25 protein-coding genes are annotated in these 25,669 nt (G+C 40.2%); 13 read left to right on the top strand and 12 right to left on the bottom strand.

Going from position 1 to position 25,669, the window contains the following annotated elements; genetic code table 11:
• The first annotated feature begins 113 nt into the window (after window positions 1-113).
• The 3 genes from F967_RS07445 (at window position 114) to F967_RS07435 (ending at window position 2,193) form a co-directional block, all read left to right on the top strand.
• Entirely contained in the window at window positions 114-710 is a 597-nt protein-coding gene (locus F967_RS07445) for a nitroreductase family protein (protein WP_004682094.1), read from the top strand.
• Window positions 711-932: 222 nt separating this feature from the next.
• Window positions 933-1,610, top strand: a complete 678-nt coding sequence (locus tag F967_RS07440; RefSeq protein WP_004682093.1) for a YccT family protein — start codon at window positions 933-935, stop codon at window positions 1,608-1,610.
• Window positions 1,611-1,728: 118 nt separating this feature from the next.
• Entirely contained in the window at window positions 1,729-2,193 is a 465-nt protein-coding gene (locus F967_RS07435; RefSeq protein ID WP_228127279.1) for a GNAT family N-acetyltransferase, read from the top strand.
• Between the two features lie 140 nt (window positions 2,194-2,333).
• On the opposite strand, the gene F967_RS07430 is transcribed toward F967_RS07435, so the two are convergent.
• From F967_RS07430 to F967_RS07395, 8 genes are all read right to left on the bottom strand, one after another.
• A complete protein-coding gene (locus F967_RS07430; protein ID WP_004799128.1) occupies window positions 2,334-2,630 on the bottom strand; it encodes a cyd operon YbgE family protein in 297 nt (98 codons plus the stop codon).
• Between the two features lie 3 nt (window positions 2,631-2,633).
• Window positions 2,634-2,735 carry a cytochrome bd-I oxidase subunit CydX gene (gene cydX / locus F967_RS13765; RefSeq protein ID WP_004653762.1) on the bottom strand — a complete coding sequence of 34 codons (102 nt, stop codon included), beginning with the start codon at window positions 2,733-2,735 and terminating at the stop codon, window positions 2,634-2,636.
• A gap of 14 nt (window positions 2,736-2,749) precedes the next feature.
• Window positions 2,750-3,895: a cytochrome d ubiquinol oxidase subunit II gene (cydB, locus tag F967_RS07420; protein ID WP_004799127.1), complete on the bottom strand. Its 1,146-nt coding sequence runs from the start codon at window positions 3,893-3,895 to the stop codon at window positions 2,750-2,752.
• Window positions 3,892-5,469, bottom strand: a complete 1,578-nt coding sequence (locus F967_RS07415) for a cytochrome ubiquinol oxidase subunit I (RefSeq protein ID WP_004799126.1) — start codon at window positions 5,467-5,469, stop codon at window positions 3,892-3,894. The genes cydB and F967_RS07415 overlap by 4 nt, the downstream gene beginning before the upstream one ends.
• A complete protein-coding gene (cydP, locus tag F967_RS07410; RefSeq protein WP_004799125.1) occupies window positions 5,469-5,660 on the bottom strand; it encodes a cytochrome oxidase putative small subunit CydP in 192 nt (63 codons plus the stop codon). The genes F967_RS07415 and cydP overlap by 1 nt, the downstream gene beginning before the upstream one ends.
• Window positions 5,661-6,204: 544 nt before the next feature.
• On the bottom strand, window positions 6,205-6,816 hold the full coding sequence (locus F967_RS07405) for an OB-fold-containig protein (protein WP_171062621.1): 612 nt from the start codon (window positions 6,814-6,816) through the stop codon (window positions 6,205-6,207).
• Window positions 6,817-6,838: 22 nt separating this feature from the next.
• On the bottom strand, window positions 6,839-7,144 hold the full coding sequence (locus F967_RS07400; protein ID WP_155756419.1) for a Rieske (2Fe-2S) protein: 306 nt from the start codon (window positions 7,142-7,144) through the stop codon (window positions 6,839-6,841).
• Between the two features lie 16 nt (window positions 7,145-7,160).
• The gene (locus F967_RS07395) at window positions 7,161-8,174 is read right to left on the bottom strand and encodes an adenosine kinase (protein WP_004799123.1); all 1,014 of its coding nucleotides are present in this window, start codon (window positions 8,172-8,174) and stop codon (window positions 7,161-7,163) included.
• Window positions 8,175-8,350: 176 nt separating this feature from the next.
• On the opposite strand from F967_RS07395, the gene F967_RS07390 reads away from it, so the two are divergent.
• The 3 genes from F967_RS07390 to F967_RS07380 are packed head-to-tail and all read left to right on the top strand — an operon-like array spanning window position 8,351 to window position 13,002.
• On the top strand, window positions 8,351-11,290 hold the full coding sequence (locus tag F967_RS07390) for an insulinase family protein (RefSeq protein ID WP_004799122.1): 2,940 nt from the start codon (window positions 8,351-8,353) through the stop codon (window positions 11,288-11,290).
• Window positions 11,291-11,310: 20 nt separating this feature from the next.
• The gene (locus F967_RS07385) at window positions 11,311-12,480 is read left to right on the top strand and encodes a phospholipase A (RefSeq protein WP_004799121.1); all 1,170 of its coding nucleotides are present in this window, start codon (window positions 11,311-11,313) and stop codon (window positions 12,478-12,480) included.
• The gene (locus F967_RS07380) at window positions 12,481-13,002 is read left to right on the top strand and encodes a cysteine peptidase family C39 domain-containing protein (protein WP_004799120.1); all 522 of its coding nucleotides are present in this window, start codon (window positions 12,481-12,483) and stop codon (window positions 13,000-13,002) included.
• 22 nt (window positions 13,003-13,024) lie between these two features.
• Here F967_RS07380 and F967_RS07375 read toward each other — a convergent pair whose 3' ends face one another.
• From F967_RS07375 to ilvA, 3 genes are all read right to left on the bottom strand, one after another.
• Entirely contained in the window at window positions 13,025-14,362 is a 1,338-nt protein-coding gene (locus tag F967_RS07375) for a TrkH family potassium uptake protein (protein ID WP_004799118.1), read from the bottom strand.
• Window position 14,363: 1 nt separating this feature from the next.
• Window positions 14,364-15,014 (bottom strand): potassium channel family protein, encoded by a 651-nt coding sequence (locus F967_RS07370; RefSeq protein WP_004799117.1) that lies wholly within the window; start codon window positions 15,012-15,014, stop codon window positions 14,364-14,366.
• Between the two features lie 165 nt (window positions 15,015-15,179).
• Complete coding sequence (gene ilvA, locus F967_RS07365) at window positions 15,180-16,724, bottom strand: threonine ammonia-lyase, biosynthetic (protein WP_171062102.1); 1,545 nt, start codon at window positions 16,722-16,724, stop codon at window positions 15,180-15,182.
• A gap of 98 nt (window positions 16,725-16,822) precedes the next feature.
• Here ilvA and rpiA point away from each other — a divergent pair, with 98 nt between their 5' ends.
• Together rpiA and F967_RS07355 are read left to right on the top strand one after the other, a co-directional pair.
• The gene (gene rpiA / locus F967_RS07360) at window positions 16,823-17,494 is read left to right on the top strand and encodes a ribose-5-phosphate isomerase RpiA (protein ID WP_004799115.1); all 672 of its coding nucleotides are present in this window, start codon (window positions 16,823-16,825) and stop codon (window positions 17,492-17,494) included.
• Entirely contained in the window at window positions 17,494-18,183 is a 690-nt protein-coding gene (locus F967_RS07355; RefSeq protein WP_004799113.1) for a YgjP family zinc-dependent metalloprotease, read from the top strand. Before rpiA ends, F967_RS07355 begins: the two co-directional genes overlap by 1 nt.
• Here the strand turns inward: F967_RS07355 and F967_RS07350 are convergent.
• Window positions 18,180-19,709 carry a hypothetical protein gene (locus F967_RS07350; RefSeq protein WP_004799111.1) on the bottom strand — a complete coding sequence of 510 codons (1,530 nt, stop codon included), beginning with the start codon at window positions 19,707-19,709 and terminating at the stop codon, window positions 18,180-18,182. The two genes, F967_RS07355 and F967_RS07350, sit on opposite strands and share 4 nt — an antisense overlap.
• Before the next feature lie 333 nt (window positions 19,710-20,042).
• On the opposite strand from F967_RS07350, the gene argC reads away from it, so the two are divergent.
• From argC to F967_RS07325, 5 genes are all read left to right on the top strand, one after another.
• Complete coding sequence (gene argC / locus F967_RS07345; RefSeq protein WP_004799110.1) at window positions 20,043-21,092, top strand: N-acetyl-gamma-glutamyl-phosphate reductase; 1,050 nt, start codon at window positions 20,043-20,045, stop codon at window positions 21,090-21,092.
• Window positions 21,093-21,173: 81 nt separating this feature from the next.
• Window positions 21,174-21,923, top strand: a complete 750-nt coding sequence (locus F967_RS07340; protein WP_004677325.1) for a DUF6776 family protein — start codon at window positions 21,174-21,176, stop codon at window positions 21,921-21,923.
• Between the two features lie 22 nt (window positions 21,924-21,945).
• Window positions 21,946-22,359, top strand: coding sequence for an ATP-dependent Clp protease adapter ClpS (gene clpS, locus F967_RS07335; RefSeq protein WP_171062104.1), 414 nt, complete (start codon window positions 21,946-21,948; stop codon window positions 22,357-22,359).
• Window positions 22,360-22,917: 558 nt separating this feature from the next.
• Window positions 22,918-25,203 carry an ATP-dependent Clp protease ATP-binding subunit ClpA gene (gene clpA / locus F967_RS07330; RefSeq protein WP_004799109.1) on the top strand — a complete coding sequence of 762 codons (2,286 nt, stop codon included), beginning with the start codon at window positions 22,918-22,920 and terminating at the stop codon, window positions 25,201-25,203.
• Window positions 25,203-25,565 carry a YnfA family protein gene (locus F967_RS07325; RefSeq protein WP_004761131.1) on the top strand — a complete coding sequence of 121 codons (363 nt, stop codon included), beginning with the start codon at window positions 25,203-25,205 and terminating at the stop codon, window positions 25,563-25,565. Before clpA ends, F967_RS07325 begins: the two co-directional genes overlap by 1 nt.
• Window positions 25,566-25,669: the final 104 nt, after the last annotated feature.

Genomic DNA, 25,669 nt, shown 5'->3' with positions numbered 1-25,669 from the left:
TCAAAAATAAAACGATCTGTCATGTTTTTTAGACTATTCCTAAAAAATGCATCGTTATACACTACATTTAATCCAAGATAACGCTTCAAAGAGCATAAAGTAGGAATAACAACATGAGTAACTTCTTAAATAGCATTAAATCGCGTCGTAGCATTTATGCAATTGGTAAAAATCTTACCGTTGACCAAGCAACGATTGAAGAAACAATTCGCGAAGCAGTAAAACACAGCCCATCATCATTCAACTCACAAACTTCACGTGTTGTAACTTTATATGGTGAATCACACCATAAATTTTGGGAAATTGTTCGCGAAACTTTACGTAAAATGGTTCCAGCAGAAGCATTTGCAAATACTAGCGCGAAAATTGATAGTTTCTCAGCAGGTTTTGGTACAGCGTTATTTTATGAAGATCAAGATGTTGTAAAAGGCTTACAAGAGCAATTCGCATTGTATGCGGATAACTTCCCAGTTTGGTCTGAACATTCAAGTGCCATTGCACAGTTCGCAACATGGACAGCATTATCTGAGATTGGTGTTGGTGCATCATTACAGCACTATAATCCCATCGTGGATGCCGAAGTGGCTGAAACTTTTGATATTCCATCAAACTGGAAGCTACGTGCGCAGTTAGTATTCGGTTCTATTGAGGCGGCTGCTGGTGAAAAAACCTATATGGATGACGCTGCACGTTTTAAAACTTTTAACTAAGTAAATATATGTACCATTAAAAAGAGCACTCAATGTGCTCTTTTTTTATTTAAGGTTTATATTCGCCAAAAGAACTATGGCGCTTAGCATTAGAATTGATGTATATATCTTAAAAAAGCCAATTTTTTGGAATAGACAGTTTTGTTTTATGTCATAAAATGGTCATAATCGCAGAGCATAGTGCTTACGATTTCATAAATTGTTTATATCGAGAAGAGTCTAATGTCTTTAAGAGTTGGTGTTGCTGCTTTCGGGTTATTATTGAGTAGTTCAGTTTTTTCAGCAGTCACAATCACTGCACCTGAAGAAATCGTGATTCTTGCGGTAAATGGTCAAGAAGTAAATAATGGTTTAATTCCTTCAAAGAAAAATAACTATCAAGTTGATCCTGGGAACTTAACGGTAAATGTTCGTTACCGTGAATATTTTGAACACTTAAATGGTGAACACGATATTGTGAAATCTGGTGTGGTAACAATTCAAACAACAGATCTTAAAGATAATCAAACTTATAATTTGGCACTCGTAAATGCTCCAAAAGACTTTAGTCAAGCAAAAAAATTTGCTGAACAGCCTACGGTTGCTTTATATGATCAAAGTAAAAAACTTGTAGTCCAGCAAACAGGTGCAAATAATGAAGCTCAACCGTGGTTTTCAGGTAATAGTTTATTAGCTCGTACCTTAGATTTAACCCAAAAAAATAAAAATAATGTTGTGAATCAACCTGCACCCGTCTATGCAGCTTCGACAACAAATGTAGCACCTGTTGCTGTAACAGCAACAACGGTAGTATCTGGCAATATAAAAACCACAGATCAGCAATTAGTAGAGTTGTGGCAAAAAGCATCGAAAGCTGAGCGTCAAAAATTTATGGCGTGGTTAGCAGGGCAAACGAACTAATTGCTCAACTGTAAAAGAACCGATGTTATCATCGGTTTTTTATTGAGCGTATAAAATAGAAATGTCTTTAAACATTAGAACTGCAAAAATTGATCATGTAGCGCAATTGGTTGAATGAATCAATTTGGCTGATCGGGCTCAATCTGAGCGAAGTTGGACCACTGAAAAAGCATTTGTAGATGGAATACGGATTACCAATGAGCAATTGAGTGGAGACTTGAGCCGATCAAATTTTAAACTGTTTATTGGCGAGAATGAACAAGGTTTGTTAGTTGCTTGTATTGGACTAAGTATTGATCATAACTCTGTTGAAATTGGAACTTTTACGATTGATTCATCGGTTCAAAACTTAGGATATGGCAAACAAATGCTCAATTATGTTGAAGCATATGTTGCACAGAGTTGTTCGGAAGTTCGAGATTTAATTATGTATGTCTTGGATGTCCGCTCTGAGTTAATCGCATATTATCAGCGTCGTGGTTATCAAATTACAGGTCATACAGCGCCTTATCCTGTAAATGCAAATGTAGGTCAGCCGTTGGTACCAATTCAGTTAATTGAAATGAAAAAGGCGATCATATAGTCTATTGATTATAAATTAAAAATTTTATTACTCAATATTTTAAATTACATTGTAATTACTTTGTGTATTATTAAATGATCATTCAAAACGACACAAATAAAGAGGAAGCCATGCTTCCTCTTTATTTGATTTGTTAAAGATTAATTACCAATCCAAATATAATAGCCTAAGATCATCAGAGGCCATGCAATATAGGGACTAAATAACCATTTCCATAACCAAAATCTTGGTATAAACCCAACACCATGAATAAAACCGCCAGAAATACCGACCATGACGAGCATCAGCATACTGTGGTTGTAGTGACCATTGGCATCCAGCATCAATGCAGGATGTACCAATAAAATGGCAGCAAGGGGCAATGCCAACAAAAAAGAAACGGTCATTGCAAGCACTTGTGCCTTACTATTCTTCGGTGTTGTCATTGCTTCAGCCATTACTTATTCCTCATCTAAATCTTGATGGTGTTCGATATAGAGCGCACTCAGTACACCTGCGAAGCACGCCATCAAAACGCCTAGAATCCATGCAAAATACCACATTTCACATCTCCTCATTAGTACAAACTATGTGAATTTTCTTCAATGTGTTTGTTAGTGATGACACCCCACATTTTGTAATAAGACCAAGAGGTATAGATCACAATGAGAGGAACAAAAATACAAGCAGCAACAGTCATTACACCAAGAGTTTTGTGACTAGAAACAGCATCCCACATCGTTAAACTTGATGTTGGATCGATACTTGATGGCAATAAGAATGGGAATAATGCAAAACCAGCAGTTAAGATCGCACCCACAATCATCAGACTCGTACCTGTAAAACTTGCAGCTGCCTTACGTTTTCCAGCACTAAGAATAACCAATAATGCACCTAGGATTGCAACAATTGGTGCAGCCATAGTAATTGGATAGGTTGAGTAGTTATTCAACCAACCATGGTTTGCATTTGTTACAACTTCTTTTGCAAGTGGGTTTAATGCAGCATTAGTATTCACAGCAGTAGCGTAACTATAGCCTGAAATATTTCCAAAGAATAACCAAGCGCCAGCTGCTAAGAAACATACAAGGAATACGATTGCCATAATTTGAGTTGCTTTAGCTGAACGGTTATGTAAATCACCATCAGTACGAAGCATTAACCATGCACCACCGTGAGCACATAACATCGACAAACTCACAATACCGCAAATCAGTGCAAACGGATTCAATAATGCAAAGAAGCTGCCTGTGTATTGAGAACGTAAGGTGTCGTCTAAGCTAAATGGTACGCCCAAAAATAAGTTACCAAATGCAACACCGAATACTAGTGCTGGTACAGCACCACCAATGCACAGACCCCAATCCCAAGAAGTACGCCATTGAGTATTTTCTAATTTCGAACGATAGTCAAATCCAACAGGTCTGAGGAATAGCGCAAATAGAACGAGTAGTAATGCCCAATACATTCCAGAGAAAGCGACAGCATAAACCATTGGCCATGCGGCAAAAAGTGCACCACCAGCGGTAATAAACCAGACTTGGTTGCCATCCCAGTGTGGTGCAATCGTATTGATTGCAGCACGTCTTTCAGAATCAGTTTTACCTACAAATGGCATCAGCGCCATTGAGCCCATATCAAAACCATCAGTGAGGGCAAAGCCAATCAGTAATACACCAACCAATACCCACCAAATAATTTTTAGGAGTTCATATTCGATCATGATTGAGCCTCCCCAGTTTTTGCAGCTAGTTTTTCAAAATGATATTTACCAGTGTGCAATGAACTTGGACCTAAACGAGCAAATTTGATCATTAAGTACATCTCAATAATAAGAAGTACGGTATAGAACGCGGCAAGTGCAATGATTGAACCCCATACATCACCCGTACTTACGCTTGAAGCAGATAGATGTGTTGGCAGGATTTCACCGATTGACCAAGGTTGACGACCACCTTCTGCGACATACCAACCCGTTTGTGCTGCAATCCAAGGTAGTGGTAAAGCAAATAATGCAAATTTAAGTAACCAAGGTTTATTCTCTGCATTACGTTTAGCCACAGCCCAAGTTGCAAGAATGAAGAGCAAGAGCATTAGGAAGCCTGAAGCAACCATTGCACGGAATGAGAAGAACAATGCAGCTACGTTTGGAATTGTATCTTTAGTTGCTGCCTGAATGTGTTCTTCAGTTGCATCGACCACATTTGGTGTATATTTTTTCAATAAAAGACCATAACCCAAGTCTTTCTGGTTTTTCTCAAATGAAGCAAGCAATTCAGGAGAACGATCCCCTGCACGAAGCTTTTCTAGCTCACTGTATGCAACCATACCATTACGGATACGAATTTCGTGTTCTTTCATCAAGTCATGGATACCAGTGACCTGTTTATCGGTAGAACGTGTTGCAATGATACCCATAACATATGGAATCTTGATTGCATAGTCGGTACGCATTTCTTTTTGGTTGGGGATACCAAACAGGGTAAATGCGGCTGGGGCAGGTTCTGTATGCCATTCAGCTTCAATTGCAGCAAGTTTGGTTTTTTGAACATCACCTAGCTCATAGCCCGATTCATCACCCAGTAAGATGACGCATAGGGTTGAAGCTAAGCCAAAAATTGCGGCGATTGCGAAAGAACGGCGTGCAAATGGTAAATCACGTTTCTTTAACAGGTAATAACTTGAGATCGCAAGTACAAAGATTGAACCTGTGACATAACCAGCGGAAACGGTATGAACGAATTTAACCTGCGCAACAGGGTTGAAAATCAACGCTCCGAAGTCTACAAGTTCCATACGCATGGTTTCATAGTTAAATGCGGCACCGACAGGGTTTTGCATCCAACCATTTGCGATGAGAATCCACAAGGCAGACATATTGGAGCCAATCGCAACTAGCCAAGTTACAGCTAAGTGTTGAACTTTAGAAAGACGATCCCAGCCAAAGAAGAATAGACCAATAAAAGTCGATTCTAGGAAGAAAGCCATTAAGCCTTCAATTGCAAGCGGTGCACCAAAGATGTCGCCTACATAGTGAGAATAATAAGCCCAATTGGTACCAAACTGGAATTCCATCGTTAGACCAGTAGTTACACCTAAGGCAAAGTTAATCCCGAAGAGTTTCCCCCAAAATTTGGTCATGTCTTTGTAAATTTCTTTACCAGAAATCACATAAGTGGTTTCCATAATGGCAAGTATAAACGCCAGACCTAGAGTGAGAGGAACGAAAAGAAAGTGATACATTGCGGTCATTGCGAATTGGAACCGCGAAAGATCGACCACGCTTTCAGAAATCATCAACGTGTCTCCTGATTGTTGGGTAGGTCACCAGCAATACGCTCGGCAACTTGATTGTTAAAATCTTTTGGAATGGTTGGGGCATCAAACCAGATATGTTTAATCAGCATAAGAATTGCAACTTTAATAATTAGAATAATTGCTATTTCCCAGATTAATCTTCGGTTTGGGTCTTGAGAACTTGTCTTCATCGAGCCAGCCTCATAATTTTAAAGATGTTACACATTATTAATTAAAATTTATTAAAAATAAACCTTTAAGGTCTTTAAAATGAATTAATTTAATATTATTTATAAAAATCAATTAATTATATAAATTTTGATCAAATTTTGAAATATTATTATTACCCAACTAAAATAATATGAATTAATTTAAAAAACTGATTAAAACAGTTGTATTTATATTTTTAAATCTGATTAAAAAGGTTTGGTTTATAATTAATTTAAGAAAATTAAACCAACTAAAATAGTATAGATATAAAAAATATAATATTTACAATCATTTAAGGAGTTGATTGCATAATTAAGTAATTTTTATAATGGATTCTGCACAAAACCTAGTGTATTGGTAGAGTTTGGTTTAAAAAATGTGTGAAATATCATCCTTCATTTTGGTCTCAAAGTTAGATCAATAGATTGATGAAAATGGAAGAGGGAATTGCAATATTTATAAATTTTCTTTTTGTAACATATTGTAATTTTGGGTGGGGTGCTCAAAATTTTAACGATATAGGTCTTACTCTGCGGTGAATAGCTTATTTGATATGGAGATTTTTTTAGCAATATAGTACGAATTAGATTTCTGACTGATTAACAACACTTGGGATTGTAACTCTAATTCACCATATTCTGGCTCTACTTGTACATAATACAGTTGACCAAATTCATTGCGAACACGTGCTTGCGCAGAGAAGCCTGGACGTGCATTTCCCGTTGAGATTGTTGCTAAGCGACCCACTAGATTGATATGTGAATGTGTGACTTTAGGTTTAATCACTTGGTCAAGACAATGAATCATAAACACAGTAAAAAAGATGTCGATAATCAAAGCAGGAACAAATAAGTAGTAAGGTGAGATGAAATAATGCTGTAAGGCAAAAAAAGAAAGCTCTAAGAAATAACCTGCAAAACTGAAATTGATCAGTAAAAAAACAAAGATGAGATACTTGGAGAATTTAACATCGAGTAGCGGTGAATTAAGTAACCATTCAGGTGTCAGCTTTTTAACCAGATGACTTGGGCGCAACCCAATAAAGATGCCAATTGTTTCCGCAATGCTGAGCAAAATCAAAGCCACCACGCTCATGTGAAATGGCATAAGGTAGTAATTTAAAAAAAACTCAGTCATCGCAGAATTCATGATTTAGGCACTAATCAATATAAATACCACCATCAGAGTGTACTTCCAAATTTACTTTTTCAAGGAATTCACCTAGACATGGTCCTGAAACACATTCACCTGTTTCTACAGAGAACAAGGCACCATGTGTAGAACATTGAATATATTCACCGTCCTGATCCAGAAATTGATTCTCCAGATATTCAAGCTCAGTTTGCAAATGCGGACAAAGATTATTGTAGGCATAAAATTGTCCGTCACGCTGGGTGATGAAGATAGTCTTTCCTTTCATGGTGTCATATGCACGTGCTTCACGTTCAGGAACTTCTTCAGTCATGCAAATCTTTTCCATATTATGCACATTCCTGTTGTGTGGATTTGAATTGTTCGAATAGCTTGGCGTAGTTTTCGACGGCCAAACGTGGGCCGAATTGAGCAACAACCTCACTGGAAATTAAAATGGCAAGCTGGGCAGCCGCTTCCAGACTGAGACCTGCATTGATGGCATATAAAAATGCACCCGCAAAGGCATCACCTGCACCATTGGTATCCACAGCATCAACATGCCGTCCAGCCACATGGAACTGTTGGGCTGGATCAATAATCACCGCACCATTGGCGCCTTGCGTGATGACGATATGCTGATTGTTTAATTTTAATGCTGCAATGGCATCATCAAGATTTTCTGTATTGGTAAACATCAACGCTTCCTGCTCATTACAGAACAGTAAGTCAACGCCATCATCCAGTAATTCTTCCAAACCTTGACGGGCATATTGCACCATTGCAGGATCAGACAGTGAGAGGGCGATTTTAACGCCATGTGATTTGGCAAGTTCACGTGCTTGCTTAACCGCGACACGCGCCGTATCACTGGTTGATAAGTAACCCTCGATATAGAGCCATTTTGCAGTTTTTAACGGTTCAAAATCGATTTGTTCAGCAGTTAATTCAGCGGTAATGCCTAAATATGTGTGCATAGTACGTTCTGAATCAGGACTGATCAGTACCATACAAGTTCCTGTTACGCCTTCACTGATTGATTGGGTTGTGGTCTGGATACCAGCATCATTTAAACCATTCAGATAAATTGAACCCAGTTCGTCGTTACCAACACGGCATCCATAAAAAGCTGTACCACCTAAAGCACTGAATGCAACCGTAGTATTCGCTGCTGAACCACCACTGGCTTGACCCTTGTAGCTTTGAGTATCTTGTAATTGCTGATATAAAGCGGCCTGAGTGTCGCCATCAGTCAACTGCATTGTGCCTTTTTGCAAAGCCTGCTGTGTTAAAAACTCATAAGAAACTTTAAATTCTTGGTCAATGAGTGCATTTCCAATTGCAAAAAGATCAACAGTTGCCATGTTTGTCATCACAGTAAAAATCAAAAGCTAAAGTTTACACCAATGCATTGACCATCACACCTTGCTTGCTGAATTTTTCTACAAAAACATACCAATTTACATGGATATCCGTGCATATTCTTCGGTAGACTCTCTATAATCAAGAATGTTAATTAAATAGATAAATTGGAGATCACATGACTGTCGATGTTTCTGAAAGCATTACTCAAACCATTCACCCTGCGTTTCAGCTATTACGTCAACACCATGTAGAAGCACTTGATATTCACGTTTCAGAATATAAACATAAAGTAACTGGTGCTGTTCACTACCATTTGGCCACAAATCACGATGAAAATGTATTTTTGGTGGCATTTAGAACGCAGCCGATGGATTCAAAGGGAACCGCACATATTTTAGAGCATACCGCTTTATGTGGTTCTGAGAAGTTTCCAGTCCGCGATCCATTCTTTTTAATGATTCGCCGTTCATTGAATACCTTTATGAATGCCTTTACCGCGGCAGACTGGACGGCTTATCCATTTGCAACGCAGAACAAGAAAGATTTTCAAAACCTGTTGTCGGTTTATTTAGATGCTGCCTTTGCCGCAAACCTGAATCCTCTGGATTTTGCCCAGGAGGGAATCCGTATTGAGTTAGAGAATGATCAGGCGGTTTATAAAGGTGTTGTATTTAATGAAATGAAAGGGGCTATGAGTTCGCCAACCGATCAGCTTTATCATCAACTAGCCTATCATTTATTCCCTGAAACCACCTATCACTACAACTCTGGCGGTGATCCAAAAGAAATTCCAGATTTAAGCTATGAGCAATTGGTTGAGTTCTATAAAACCCATTACCATCCAAGTAATGCGGTGTTTATGACTTTCGGCAATCAAAATGCTTATGATTTACAGGAACAGTTTGAAACATTGGCTTTACATAAGTTTTCCAAAGGAACGACTTTATATTCCACACCTGAGAAGCGTTTAACCGCTCCCATTGAGGTGACTGAATCCTATGCGGTGGATAGTGAAGACCTGAAAGACAAGACCTTTCATGTGATGTCATGGTTATTGCCTGAAACCAGCGATATTAAGCTGCGTTTAGGCATGCGTCTGGTTGAGGGGATTTTGCTGGAAAATTCAGCTTCGCCGTTGCGTCATTATCTGGAAACCTGTGGCTATGCACAGTCTACAGGGCCATTGATGGGTGTGGATGACAGTAATTTTGAAATGACATTCTATTGTGGCGTACAAGGTTCAAATGCAGAATATGCTGAAAACTTTAAGAATGGCGTATTAAACATTCTACAGGACGTTGCATCCAAGCCTGTTGATACCGATTTGGTCGATGCAATTCTGCATCAGATTGAATTGCATCAGCGTGAAATCAATGGCGATGGCACACCGTATGGCTTAAGCCTGATCCTAAATGGTTTGGGCAGTGCCATTCACCACAATGACCCGATTCATGTCTGGGATGTGGATTCTGCGATTGAACAGGTTAAGGAAGAATTGAAAGACCCAATGTGGTTGTCTAATTTAATTCAAATTCATTTGTTGGATAATCCGCACCGTGTACAAATGACTTTGGTTCCTGATGCAACTAAATCAGTGAAAGAGCAACAGGCTGAACAGGCTCGTTTGGCTGAGATTACCGCAAACCTAACCGAAGCCCAGAAAATCGAGATTCAGGAAAAAACTGAGGCATTGAAAAAGCGTCAAGATACGCCTGATGATCTTGAGCTATTGCCAAAAGTAGGACTGGAAGATGTGCCAGCAGACTTGCATATTGTGCAAGGTCAATTGCGTGAAATTATCTGTAATGGTCTGGATACACCATTAAATCTTTACCATGCAGGGACTAATGGCATTTATTACCAACAGGTCTTGATTCAAATTCCTGACGACATTGTGCAGTCACCGTATTTCAACTTACTTTCAATTTTGATGGGCGAAGTGGGTGCGGGTGAATATGACTATCTTGAATTGCAGCAACTCCAGACCGCAGTCAGTGGTGGACTGGGTATGGGGGCATCGCTACGCAGCAAGGTAGATAATAAGGATCGGATCAGTGCGTGGCTGACGCTAACTACCAAGTCATTAACGCAGAAGCTTGATGCCATTCAGTTATTAAAACTGGCATTTGAACAGCTTCGCTTTGATGAGAAAGACCGTATCATCGAATTATTGCAGCAGCGGAAAACCCGTTGGCAATCACGTTTGTCTGGTTCAGGACATAGCTATGCGATGCAGGCGGCTTCACGTCAAATGAGTGCCTTGGCTCGCCGTGACTATCACAATACAGGTTTGGGTGCGCTGAACTGGCTGAGTGATTTAGTCACTAAGATTGATCAGGATGAAGATGCCTATCATGCATTAATTGCTGAATTACAGGCAATTCATCGTAAACTATTGCAGGCTCCTAAACAGTTCCTATTGGTGTGTGAAGAGCATCACTCTGACCGTTTAGTGGAAGAGGTGCAAAACGTCTGGGATAAGTTACAAGTCAATAGAGAAACTGTCACTTTAACTCAAGTTGAACAAGTCAATACAAAAAATGATGAAGCATGGCTAATCCAGACTAATGTGCAGTTCTGTGCTTCCGCCTATCAGGCAGTTGATGTTGCCCATGCTGACGCTGCACCATTAATGGTGTTGGCTGCCTACCTGCGTAATGGCTTTTTGCATAGTGCCATCCGTGAAAAAGGTGGAGCCTATGGTGGTGGAGCCAGTTATGATGGCAATGCCTGCTCATTCCGTTTCTATAGCTACCGTGATCCACGATTGGCGGAAACATTTAATGATTTTGAAGCCAGCGTGCAATGGTTGCTGAATACAGAACAGCAGCCGCATCAACTTGAAGAGGCGATTTTAGGTCTGGTTGCCAGTATGGATAAGCCTGGTTCACCTGCTGGTGAGGCAATTACAGCGTGTTATGCGTTGCTGCATGCCCGTACACCGAAATTCCGTAAAATGCTACGTGAACGCCTGTTAAATGTGACTCTGGATGATTTAAACCGTGTGGCAAAACAGTATTTGTTGCAACAAAAACCTGTGAAAGCAGTGGTTGCACCATTTGCAAAACGTGAAGAACTACAGCAACTCGGATTTAGTATCCAACAGGTCAATTAAAATAAGAATCGGAGAAAAGTATGGCGTTCAAATCTTTTAATCGGGGTCATTTGGAGCTTAGTGTGGTGGCTATACTAAGCTCTATAACCACGTCATTTACCCATGCACAGGAAACGGCGCCAGCCAGTCCTGCAACAGTTGAAGCCTGTGTGGCATTGGCTTCAAATGCTGAACGTCTGGCTTGTTATGATGCGCTTTTTAAAGCACCGACCATTATTGAGCCACAGGTTCAGGTGGCTGAACCTGTGATTGCTGCCACATCTGTACCTGTTGCTGAAACCAATGAAAAAAACAAGCCTGAATCTTTAAAGGATAAAGTGGTTCAAAAACTCAGTGACCTACATTTGCTGGGTGCTGCGCCTAAGTTTGATCCGAATGTTTCCTTGCTGGATCGCCGTTGGGAGCTGTCAGAAGAAAGTAAGTTGGGCGTATGGAATATTCGTGCCTATCAACCTGTTTATTTACTGCCAGTGTTCTGGACCAGTGATAAGAATGAATTTCCAAGCAGCCCAAACCCACAAAATACCGTCAATGAGAAACAAGAATTAACCTCTAGTGAGGCAAAGTTCCAGATTTCCTTTAAGACCAAGGCGTGGGAAAACATCCTGGGTAATAATGGAGATTTATGGATAGGTTATACTCAGTCTTCGCGTTGGCAGGTTTACAACTCTGAGGAATCACGTCCATTTCGTGAGACCAATTATGAACCTGAAGCAAGTTTAATGTTTAGAACCAATTATGAAATTTTAGGTCTAAACGCACGTTTGCTCGGGGTTACCCTAAACCATCAATCCAATGGTCGTTCTGATCCATTGTCGCGTAGCTGGAACCGTGTAATTTTTAATTTAGGGTTTGAAAAAGATAATTTTGCGTTGATGTTACGCCCTTGGTACCGTGTCGAAGAAAATGCCAAAGATGATAATAATCCTGATATTAAGGATTATATTGGTCGTGGTGATTTAACCGCATTTTATCGCAAGGGAGAAAATGACTTTTCTCTTATGCTGCGTCATTCCCTTAAAGGTGGTGATAAATCACATGGCGCGGTGCAGTTTGACTGGGCATTTCCAATCAAGGGCAAACTGCGTGGTCATTTACAACTCTTTGATGGATATGGTGAAAGCCTGATTGACTATAACCATCGTGCGACCTATGCGGGTTTAGGCGTTTCTTTGATGAATTGGTATTAAATGAGTTTAAATATTCCTGAGTCATTGTTGCAGCTTGAAGCAAATTGTGGGGTGTTTGCGGTCTGGCTGATCTTAAAGCAATATCAAACCCATATTGATATTGCTGACCTGATTCAATTATGTCGCCATGATCAGGAAGAGGGAACATTTACCATTGCCTTGGCTGTGGCCCTGAAAAAATTGGGATTTGAAGTGTCGCTGTATACTGATCCTGACCCAAATATTGATGAGAAAGAACAGCAAAGCTATATTGATGCACGACGCCTACAGATTCCCATTCGGGCTGCCTTGACTTATACAGAGATTCAACAGGCATTTGAAGCGGGTAAATTTGTGATTGTATTTTATGACACTTTGGGCTGCGTTGGAAATCAGTCCTTGATTTATTCCATAGATGAACATGAAATCAGTTTTTGTGATCATTTTGACGTCATGTCTAAAACTGTATTTGAGCAGCAACGCCAAGCCGAGGGGATTTGTAGACAAGCCCTTGTGGTTGAGCAAAATATATCAATTTTCTAGCTCGCCTCAATTTTTGGACAATTTACCCAATCTGAATGTTGGCGATGGCATGTTTTAAACGGCTTTTCTTTGGCGTTGCAATTAAGTAGGCAAGGGTCAGTGGACCCAAACGGCCTGTATACATCAATAAACTTAAGACAAATAAACTGCCATCATGCAGTTCACTTGTTGCGCCACGCGACAGGCCCACAGTACATGCAGCCGAAACCACCTCAAACATCAGGTCAAGTGCATCCAGTTTAGGTTCAAGTAAGAAAATTGTAAAACAGCCGATAAACACTAACATACCTGTAATTGCGGTGACCGCAAGGGCTTTATAGGTAGTTTCCTGTGATACAGAATGGTTGAAAATGCGAATTTCCTCATTGCGTCTTAAAAATGAAATCACACATAACACCAGAATAACGAAAGTGCCCACTTTAATGCCGCCTGCTGTACTCAGGGAACCACCACCAATAAACATGAGCAACATGGTGAGTAAGGCGGTGCTATGCTCCATCGCACCTGTATCAATGGTATTGAAACCAGAAGAGCGGGGAACTGTGGCCTGAAACCAGGCATTCATGGCTTGTTCACCCAGACTCATAGAACCTAAAGTCAGTGGGTTATTGGATTCTAATAGCCAAATTAAAACAAAAGCCACTAGATTCAGGATGGCGATTGTACTGAGAATCAGTTTGCTGTTCGGTGTAAGTTTGCTCCAGCGTTTATTTTGCTTGATGTCAATTAAAACCAGAAAGCCAATTCCACCCAAGGTATATAGTAAACTGATGGTGAGGCAAATGAGGTAATGGCTCTGGAAGCTCATTAAGTTATTGTCAAATAATGAGAAACCCGCGTTGTTAAAAGCGGAAACACTGTAAAAAACTGCATAATATAGTCCACGTGCAAAACCGTAGATGGGCGTAAATGAGGCAGTTAATATAACCACGCCAATTAGTTCAAAAAACAGGGTATAAATCACTACACCTTTGGCGACAAAAGTCACTTTGGAGAGACTGGTTTGTCCTAAACTGTCCTGTGCCATCATTTGCTGTTTTAGACCAAGTTTTGGGGCAAGGCTTAATGCCGCCAAAATTGCAAAGGTCATAAAACCTAAACCACCAGACTGGATTAGTAACAAGATAATAAACTGCCCAAAATGGTTGAATGATTCACTTAGATTCACCACCGATAAACCTGTAATCGTTACCGCAGAAGTGGCAGTAAACAAGGCATCCATCCAGCTGACATTGCCATTATTGGCAAAAGGCAGTTTCAATAATATTGTCCCAAGCACAATAAAACTAAGAAAACCGATTGCCAACAGTGAGGGTGGACTCAGGTTGAATATCTTCTGGGAGTTTATTTTTATTGCCATTTTATAAGAAACATCCTGAGAGTTTTTTAAGATGATGCAGTGAACCCTCTAAAATCAGGATGTCACCTGCCTGTAAAGTAAAATTGCTATCGGTTTCATAAATCACCTGTTGATTCCGTTTCAATAACAATAACTTAATATGTGGCTCCTGTTGCAGAATGCCTGATAGGTTTACATTTTTGAGTTTATCCTGTACATGAAGCTTAACAATATAATGTTCGTCGCCTAAATCCATATAACGGCTGACCATCGGATAATTAAGTGCCTGAGCAACACGGATTCCCATATCTTCTTCAGGATGAATAATTTTACTGACGTGTAAATGTGACAGAATGGTGTGGTGAGCCTTAGTTTTAGCTTTTACCAATATTCTTTCTACGCCTAAATTTTTCAGGTTTAAAACACATAGAATGCTTGCTTCAATATCTTCACCAATTGCGACAACAACGGCATCACAATTTTGAATATTCAGTTCATCCAAGACGTGTTCATCAGTTGCATCTGCAATAACGGCATGGGTGATCTGATCCGATATATTTTCAACATTGCGCTTATTGGTATCAATACCGATGACATCATGTTTTAGTCGAGTGAGTTCTAGCGCAACAGTTGCACCGAAACTTCCTAAACCAATCACTGCAAATTGTGCCATATCTATCCTTAACTAAATGATAAAAATATCTTTTTATTTATTCTAAGATGGAACAGTTGGTCTGTTTGTAATGATTTTGTTGGCGTCAAAAAAAGTGAATATGAAAAGATCGTACTGTAATAAAAGTAAAGCCAACGCATGGTCGGCTTTAGCTGATGATCCGTTTTATTTAAGAAAGCGCTGATAACCGATATTGTTGCTGATTTCTGCATATGGATAGGTAATCTGTTCCAGTGTTTCAATCAGGCCATCAGGATTCTGTTTGGCATCAGTCGCCTGTAGCCCCACCAGTACACGTCCTTCAGCGGCACCGTGGTTACGATAATGAAACAGGGTGATGTTATGTGTTGGGCCTAAACGTTCAAGGAAAGTCAGCAAGGCACCTGGGCGTTCTGGAAACTCAACACGGAATAAACGTTCATTTTCAAGATTGGCATGACCACCAATCAAGTAACGAATATGTAGCTTTGCAACTTCATCATCCGATAAGTCATCAACATCATATTGTTGCTTGAGTAATTCATGGATTTCGTGACGTTCAGTTTCACCACCTTTCAGGCTAATCCCGACAAAAACCTGTGCCTGATTGCTGTCACTGGTCCGATAGTTAAACTCGGTGATGTTGCGGCCTTGCAGGGCACGGCAGAATTGCAGGAAAGCACCTTTTTGCTCAGGAATGGTAACCGCATAAATCGCTTCTTTACGCTCGCCCAATTCAGTTCGTTCTGCAATATAACGCAGACGATCAAAATTCATGTTGGCACCACAAACAATTGACACCATGTTCTTGTCTGTTAATTGATGTTCTGCCACATATTTCTTGATTCCAGCCAATGCCATTGCGCCTGATGGCTCAACAATACAGCGGTTTTCATCATATGTGTCTTTAATCGCCGCACAAATTTCATCTGTATCAACCGTGACAATAACAGGTTCAACAATCGGACCTGAGCTGTCTGATTTCATTAAGCGAATCATTTTAAATGGTAATTCACCAATCTGGGCTACCGCCGTACCATCCGCAAATAAACCCACATGCGGTAAAATCACACGTTCATTGCTTTCAAGTGCGGCTTTTAGACAGGCGGATTCCTCATATTCAACCCCGACCACTTTGACATGAGGTGCAACCTCACCTAAATAGGCGGCGACACCCGCAATCAGACCACCACCACCTACAGCAACAAACACATATTCCACGTCACGCCATTGACGCAGTAATTCATTGGCAATCGTGCCTTGACCAGCAATCACTAGTTCATCATCATAAGGAGGGATAAAGACTAGGCCCTCAGCTTCAGCACGTTGTTTGGCATATTTATTGGCAATATCAAAACTGTCACCGTGCAGGACAACCTGACCCCCCAGATTTTTTACTGCTTGTACCTTAATGTCTGGCGTGGTACTTGGCATAACAATAATGGCAGGGATGCCGAGTTTTTTTCCAGATAAAGCCACACCTTGCGCATGGTTACCCGCAGAGGCACAAATCACACCACGCTCTAATTGATCTTTGGGAAGTTGGCTGATACGGTTATAGGCACCGCGCAGTTTGAACGAAAATACAGGCTGTAAATCTTCACGTTTAAATCGAATGTTATTGTTAATTTTTTGACTAATTCGTGGAGCTGCTTCAAGCGGTGTTTCAATCGCAACATCATAAACCGTTGCTTGTAAAATTTGTCGTACCACACGAGACAGCATGTTCATCTTCCCTATAATAGTTTAAAATAGGTGAACATTGTAGCAAACCCCTGTGCATTTGCGCTGTTTTCTTGCAGCAAATGTCAAAATAGTTGAGTGAAGTCATGAGTCTATATGCAACCCAAGATGAAAAAAAACAGGCTGCGGCAAAAGCGGCATTGAAACATTTGCCCAAAGGCGGCATCTTGGGTGTAGGAACAGGAAGTACCGTCAATTTTTTAATTGATTTATTGCCTGAATTGCAGTTAGAAGCAGCTGTGGCGAGTTCCAATGCAACGGCTGAGCGGCTGAAAAAAATTGGGATTGAAGTGGTTGACATGAACTCGGTGGGTGGTTTGGATGCCTATGTCGATGGTGCAGACGAAATTGACCGTCATATGCATATGATCAAAGGCGGTGGCGCAGCCTTGACCCGTGAAAAAATTGTGGCCTCAATTGCCAAGAAGTTTGTATGTATTGTGGATGACTCAAAATGGGTGGGGCAATTGGGACGTGACTTTCCATTGCCTGTGGAAGTTATTCCAATGGCACGTTCTGCGGTTGCCCGCAAGATTGTTGCGCTGGGTGGGGATCCTGTATACCGTGAGGGTGTTGTCACTGAAAATGGTAATGTAATTCTGGATGTTTTTAATCTCAATATCTTAAATGCCATCGAATTGGAAAAAACGCTCAACAACATCCCAGGTGTGGTGACCAATGGTATTTTTGCACTAAACCCTGCCAGTATTGCCATTGTGGCAACCAATCAGGGTATTGAAGAACGCACAGCCCAGTAATGCCTCAGGTTTCATTAAAAGCTCAATTACCTGAAATTAAAATGATTCGACATGCCAGCGCGCGAAGTTTGCGCCTGTGTGTTGAACCGACAGGTATTCGTTTAACAGTTCCTTTATTTTGTACCAAGAAACAGATTCAGCAGTTTTTAAATCAATCAGAGCAATGGCTGATTGAAACCTGGGATAAACAGCAAAAACAATTGAATTTAACAGCTGCTTTTCCAGAACAGATTAAATTATTTTATCATTTACAGCCATTTCAAATTATTCATCAGCAACAACGCAATATTTTTAAGTTCGACTGGGTACAACATATTTTGTTCATTCGAAATGAACACCCTGGAAAGGCTTTACAGGCTGCAACACTTGCCTATGCAAAACAATTTTTACCTGAATATTTAACCCAAATTAGCCAGGAAATAGGTTTACCCTATCAAAGTTGTACAATTCGAAAGCCTAAAACACGGTGGGGAAGTTGTAGTTCAAGACAGGATATTATGCTTCATGCGGCATTGGTTCTTATGCCTGAGCAGAATGTCCGCGCAGTATGTGTGCATGAGCTGGTTCATACACGGCATTTTGATCATAGTCCTGCGTTCTGGAATAGCGTAAGTCAACATGATCCAGAATATTTACATCATCGCAGGCAATTGAAAAGTATCCAGTTGCCTGCGTGGTGGTATGTTTAGCTAAAACTACATTGTGCCTGAGTTTCTTGTAACTGTTCATCAGGTGCTTTACGGCTATCGAAACCTGCCTGTGCACTTAATACCTGATTGGCCTTAATGTGAACCTGTACAAATGCATATTTTAACGAATCATTATTTGGCTCAGGAGAACTACTGTTCAGTAAATATTCAGATTTTGTTGGATCTGGCAGCTGTAATAAATTATCCGTACTATCCGCATCCAAAACTGAGCGATACATTTTTGAATCCTTAATCAGCTCCAGTGCCCCATTGGCACGAATATTTAACTGACATCCATTCGATTTATCTTCGTAATGACCAATTAAGTACTCGATGGAGGGTAGATTGGGGTTGACTAGATTGATGCCAGTTATGCCTTGCTTACATGGATATTTTGAGTCATTGCAACTTCCAGTTGTGTCTACAAAACCAACAGCACGCCGATAGTCACCAGCACCAGCAACACGGAAAGAGGAGGTGGATTCAAGTATGGGGTCTTCACCTACGTAGCTTTTTTGCTGTAATAGGGCATAACCTGTCGGATTCAAGTTTTGCTGTTGGTAATTAGTTGCTAGTTCAAATACTGCTGCTTTTAATGAGATGCCATATTGATCTCGAATAACTTTTTGATTGGCTGTGATATTTAATAATGTATTTTTAGCTGGATCAATATTTTCAGGAGCAGCAGGGATAATTGAGCTTAAATTTGCTTGATCTCCACGAATTGTTTTCGCATCCAGATAGCCATCCCGTAAATCTATAGCCAGATTTTTGGTAAATTCCGTAAAGGTATTATTTGGAAATTGATTTGCCCATTGCTTTAAATAGCCAAAACTTAAATATGTAGTTGTATAGAGATTGGCTTGTTGAGCCAAATTCATATTTTGTGGAGTAAAAGCGCTTAATAAATAGGATGGTTCAAGATTGTGAATATCCATTCCACTAAAAGCATTTAATAAAGCAATGCTTACATCACCAGATGCCATTTTTAGATGTAGTGAACTAATGCGTGTTGGGTCTTCTGGCTCATTAGGTAGTTGTCCAGATCGGATTAATGCTCGTTGATAAATAGCTTCAGAACTTGGATTAATAAAAATTTTTTGAGTTAGATTACTAGTATCAACGTCAACGAGTGCGTGTAAGGTCATAGAAAAATTCTGATACTGACCACTGATAAAATCATAGATTAGTGAATTTGGAAGAGTTGATATCTCAACTCTATATAAATGACTACGATTAAGCACTATTGGTAATGTAAGGCTCAAGTTTGTTGTTGTACTTAACGTCTGTTCAAGAACGATGGAGTTATCGGTATTGTCGAGAACTTTAACAACGACATTACGCATTTCTACAGGAACTTTAATGTCAAAATTCTTTGGTTTTGGAACTGTAATAACAGGGGTATTCTCAATACGTGCCTTACTTTCACCACTACCACAGCTAATGAGTACCGAACTTAATATAAGTGTGCCTAAGCCTAAACCAATATGACGATATGTTCTTTGTTTTACACTCAAAGAAGGCATTCCCGCTCTCCAAAATTTGCATCCATGAAATTTATTATTACCGCATGGTTTTTATTCTATGCGAATACTTCAATGATTCAATAGTATTTTTTGACCAGTGGTAAAATCGGCATCAGTAAAACGATTTAAAAATATCTTTTACACTGTTTTTTGCTGAATAGCGAATCTTTTACAGTGATTAAATCCCGTATGTGCTGATTCCATGAATTTCTGGATTTGTTATATATAAAGCCATAAACATAACAAACACTATATAAGTTATAGGGTTGTGGATTGTGAAAATCCCATCAAACTGCCATACTAGTGGTACATATATCATTTGAGGTAGAGCACGTGATTTCTGTTGGAATTGTTGGGGGAACTGGATATACAGGCGTTGAATTATTGCGTCTATTATTAAGACATCCACAAGCTCAAGTGCGTGTTCTAACTTCCCGAACTGAAGCAGGAAAGCGTGTCGCGGATATGTTCCCAAGTTTACGTGGACATACTGATCTTGAGTTCTCCGATCTTAGTCTGGATCTGCTCAAGCAATGTGATGTTGTGTTTTTTGCAACACCTCATGGAGTTGCAATGCAACATGCTGAAGAACTCATTGCTGCTGGTACAAAGGTCATCGATCTTGCTGCTGATTTTCGTTTACAGGATTTAGCTCAATTCGAGAAGTGGTATGGTATGCAACATAGCTGTCCAATGGTATTGAAAGATTCAGTATATGGTTTGAGTGAACTTAATCGTGAAAAAATTAAAAATGCCAAGGTGATTGGTAATCCAGGTTGTTATCCAACCACAGTACAATTGGGTTTGGCGCCTTTGTTAAAAGCGCAAAATCAACTCATAAATACAAAAAGCATTATTGTTGATGCAAAATCAGGCGTATCTGGTGCAGGTCGCAAAGCCAGCCTGGGCATGATCTATAGTGAAAATGCGGATAATTTCAAGGCTTATGGGGTTGCGGGTCATCGTCATCATCCTGAGATTGTTGAGGCCCTAGAGAATATCTCAGGTCAACAGGGCCAGTTTGACCAGCTTATTTTTGTACCCCATTTAGTGCCCATGATTCGTGGCATGCTCAGTACCATTTATGTAGACCTGACAGAGCAAGGCCAGCAAACTGATTTGCAGGAACTTTACCAAAGTTTTTACCAGCATGAACGCTTTGTGGATGTGATGCCAGCCAATAGTTCGCCTGAAACCCGTAGTGTCCGTGGTGCCAATGAATTACGAATCGCTTTATATCGTCCTCAGCCAAATAAGTTGATTATTTTGGTTGCACAGGACAATTTGGTGAAAGGTGCCGCTGGCCAGGCAGTGCAAAATATGAACCTCATGTTTGGTTTTGATGAGGCTGCTGGTTTGAATGGTATCGGTTTATTACCATAAAAAACGCTTTTTTACTTCACACACATTTAAATATGGATTTAAATGTGTGCTTTGATGTAGTCCATAACGATAGAGATGATGATGGAAAACGCTGAACCGACCACTTTACCAGAGAGTTCCGTTAACAAAAATAAATTCCTCAAAACGAATTTACCTTTAGTCATTGCTGCAACTTTACTTATTGGCAGCAGTTTTATGCTTGGTTACACTGTCGGTCATCGTCAGGGATTAACCGTTGTGGGTTATGATGCGGACGCAGAACAACTTGTTGATGTTGTACAGAAGCAAAAAGCCGCGCTCGATTCTGTAAGCAAAAGCCTGAATGCCGCTGTGCAAGAACGAGATATGGCTGTTGGCAATGCAGAGGAATTATTCAAGGGAATTAATCAGGCCAATGCAGATAAAGCGCAATTTGCAAGCATGAATACCATTTATCGTGACATTCTTAGGCAGCGTGGCGGTCTAAGCTTAACGGTTCAGGATTTTGCGATTAAATCACTTCCTGAAAATGCTTTTGAATATCAGCTGGATCTGGTTCAGGTGAGTCCAAATAAACGCCGTGCAATGGGTACAGTTGAATTACGTTTGATTAAGGACACTGAAATACTGGATATACCGTTAGAGGATAAAAACTTTAATTTTGAAGACTTTGAGCGCTTGACTGGTCGATGGACCATGCCAAAGGGCTTTACACCCCAATTTATCGAAGTGCGTTTATCAGGTTCAGGTACACCTGTAATTAAACGTTTTAGCTGGCAGCGTGGCAAGCCTGTTGATGTAAGTTCTGCTTTCGTGTCGGAAATCCCTCAAGCTGAAGCAAATGCCCAGTAAATTTTTAGATTAAGAACTTAATATGCGAAGATACAGACGTCAAATGAATTTAAGTGAAGTGAAAAATTCCTTTCATCAATCGGGTTATGTTGACTGGCACTTGAATCCACGTTTAGGTGATTCGCAAGAGGATCATGAGGGTGAGGTGGTTGTGCAAACAGCCCCGCCAGAATTGAAGCGGCCACCGCTCTATGTTGTTGTTTTAATGAATGATGATTACACACCAATGGACTTCGTGATTGAGGTGTTGCAAAGCTACTTTGCAATGAGCTTTGAACAGGCAAATCAGGTGATGTTAACCGTTCATTACGAAGGTAAGGGCACTGCTGGTGTTTATCCAAGGGATATTGCCGAGACCAAAGCCAATCAGGTGAATAATTATGCGCGTTCTCAAGGACATCCATTATTGTGTCAGATCGAACCTGAGCAGCGTTAAAAAAAGCGAAGCTTTTTAGCTGCGCAAGACGAGCAACTGTGTTGGGAGTGAAAGCGTTAAAAAAAAGCAACGCTTTTTAGCTGCGCAAGACGAGGGTTATACCCGAGTGGTAGAGGATAAACAAAGTGAAGCTTTGTTCCGAGCGTAAGACGAGCAACTCTGTTCGAGTAACAGCGTTGGGAAAGTGACCTAAGGCGAGGCTGTGCTCGAGTGGCGAGTTAAGGAAAGCGAAGTAATTGCGGAATATATTCCTCTTAGAGTAAGTTTATCAAAAGTTAATATTAATCAGTGATTCTTTAAATAAATAATAAATCTGCTGTCTTTTTGAACGATTAGATAAGTCTTATTCTCTTTGTAATTGAATTTTTACAACAATACGATGTTTTGAATCTTGACCAAGATGCTCAACTAATGCTAACAGTAGATTATGAAGTCAAGAGCTTTGTAGGCATACATGAAATGGCAATTACAGAAGCTCTGGCGGATCAAGTTAATAATTCGCTTTTTCATTAAAAGAGAGGTCTTTTTTTGATGGAGCCCAAGATATAAGGGGGTTACATGCTCAGTCGTCAATTGGAAGTATCGTTACGTTTGGCTGTTAGCATGGCTCGTCAAAAGAGACATGAGTTTCTGACAGTTGAACATTTGTTGCTTGCCTTGCTTGATAATGATTCGGCCGTAAATGCGTTAAAGGCATGTGGCGCTGATATCGTTACTTTACGTAAGGAGTTAGAGGAATATGTAGAGCAACATACCCCGAAACTTGGTGACAACAGTGAACAGGCACCTCATCCAACGGAAAGTTTTGATCGGATTCTGCAACGTGCAATTTTCCATGTTCAATCCAGCGGTGGAGACCGTACAGTTGAAGGTGCAGATGTTTTGGTTGCGATGTACTCAGAGCGAGACTCTTTTGCGGTTTATTTGCTTAAACGTCATCAAATCAATCGTTTGACCTTAACTCAGTATCTTTCTCATGGTACCCGTAAAGATGAGATTCAGGTTGAGGAAGAAGTTGAGGATATTGAGGGTGAAAATGCAGCTTCTGCCAATGCGGGCCCATTAGAGCAATATACACTTAATTTAAATATCGAAGCGCAAAAGGGTAAAACAGATCCTCTGATTGGACGCGAAAAAGAAATTGAGCGTGCAGCACAAATTTTATGTCGACGTCGTAAAAATAATCCGTTGCTTGTCGGTGATCCAGGTGTAGGTAAAACCTCGATTGCAGAAGGCTTGGCGTGGTTGATTGTTAACGGCAAGGCCCCGAAACCACTTGCGAATGCTGAAGTCTATAGCTTAGACATTGGTGCTTTGGTTGCAGGGACTAAATATCGTGGTGACTTTGAGAAGCGTTTAAAGCAATTGCTCAATGCTTTGAAAAAGAATCCAAATGCGATTTTATTCATTGATGAAATTCATATGATTATTGGTGCAGGCTCAAGTATGGGCAGTACTATGGATGCATCGAATTTAATCAAACCTGCTTTGGCAAATGGTAGCTTACGTTGCATTGGTTCAACAACTTTCCAAGAGTATCGTCAGGTTTTTGAGAAAGACCATGCATTGTCACGTCGTTTCCAAAAGATTGATGTCAATGAACCAAGTATAAGCGAAACGATTGAAATTTTACGTGGCTTGAAAAGCAAGTTCGAAGATTTTCATCATGTTGAATACGATGATAAATCTCTCGTCGCTGCTGTTGAGTTGTCAGCTAAATTTATCAATGATCGTTTTTTACCAGATAAAGCCATCGATGTGATTGATGAGGCTGGTGCACAGCGCCGTTTAAAAGCTGAGGTTGATAGTTCAATGATTTCTGTAGAGAACATTGAAGATATCGTTTCCAAGATCGCCCGTATTCCACCCAAAACAGTATCTAAAGATGACAAGACTGTACTTGAGAATTTGGAACGTGACCTAAAACGTGTTGTGTTTGGTCAGGATGAAGCGATTACAGCACTTGCATCAGCGATCAAATTATCTCGTGCAGGCTTAAAAGCACCAGATAAACCAGTGGGTAGCTTTGTGTTTGCTGGTCCAACAGGCGTGGGTAAAACAGAAGTCACCAAGCAGCTAGCAAAACTACTGGGTGTGGAGCTAGTCCGTTTTGATATGTCTGAATATATGGAACGTCATGCGGTTTCCCGTTTGATTGGTGCGCCTCCAGGTTATGTTGGATATGATCAAGGCGGTTTGTTGACCGATGCAATCCATAAAAATCCGCACTGTGTTCTATTGCTGGACGAAATTGAAAAGGCGCATCCAGATGTATTTAACTTGTTACTACAGGTGATGGATCATGGTGCGTTGACAGATAACAATGGTCGCAAGTCTGATTTTAGAAATGTGATTATTGTTTTGACCACCAATATTGGCGCAGAAAGTATTGTACGTGCAAGTATTGGTTTCACTGAGCAAGATCACAGCGCAGATAACCAAGATGCCATGAAACGTGCATTCTCACCTGAATTCCGTAACCGTCTGGATGGCGTGATTCAATTTAAGGCACTTCCAACCACTGTCATTGATTCAGTGGTAGATAAGTTCTTAACAGAGTTACAGGCACAACTAGATGATAAACAAGTGGTACTTGAGGTTGATCAAAGTGCGCGTGACTGGTTATCAACCAATGGTTATGATCGTTTGATGGGCGCACGTCCAATGCAACGCCTGATTCAGGAACATTTGAAAAAGCCACTTGCTGAAATGATTCTATTTGGTGAGTTGGCTGAGCATGGCGGTAATGTTGCAGTATCTGTGAAAACAGAAGATGGCAAAGAGGTAGGTCTAAAACTGGAAGTGTTTGAAGATCATATTAACCCGAGTGCTGAACCTGCTTAATGTTTGAACTCTCTTTTTCGATAACCCAAGTACTTAAAGTATTTGGGTTATTTTTCGTCACAGCAATTGCTGAAATTTTAGGTTGTTATTTTCCTTATTTAATTTTGAATCAAGGAAAGTCGCATTGGTTATGGGTTCCTACGGCTTTAAGCTTAGCAGTCTTTGTTTGGTTACTGACTTTGCATCCTGCGGCATCAGGTCGTATTTATGCAGCCTATGGTGGAATTTATATTTTTACTGCCCTGATGTGGTTGCGTTATGTTGATCAAGTCATGCTAACGCGTTGGGATATTTTAGGTGGGATCGTTGTTGTTTGCGGTGCTTGCCTGATTATTTTACAACCGCAAGGTTTGGTTCGTTAAAGGCGTAATCTCGAATTGGTTTATTTTTCAACTATTCTATGGATGAAAATGTGAAAGGTCAAATTTTACTATTTTCCCATTTCGATTAAAAAAGATAAAAAGTG

It is taken from the genome of Acinetobacter sp. CIP 102637, assembly GCF_000368425.1.
GTDB lineage: Bacteria > Pseudomonadota > Gammaproteobacteria > Pseudomonadales > Moraxellaceae > Acinetobacter > Acinetobacter parvus.
The sequence above is the reverse complement of the archived record's forward strand: the minus strand, read 5'-3'. Positions and strand labels throughout refer to the sequence as shown.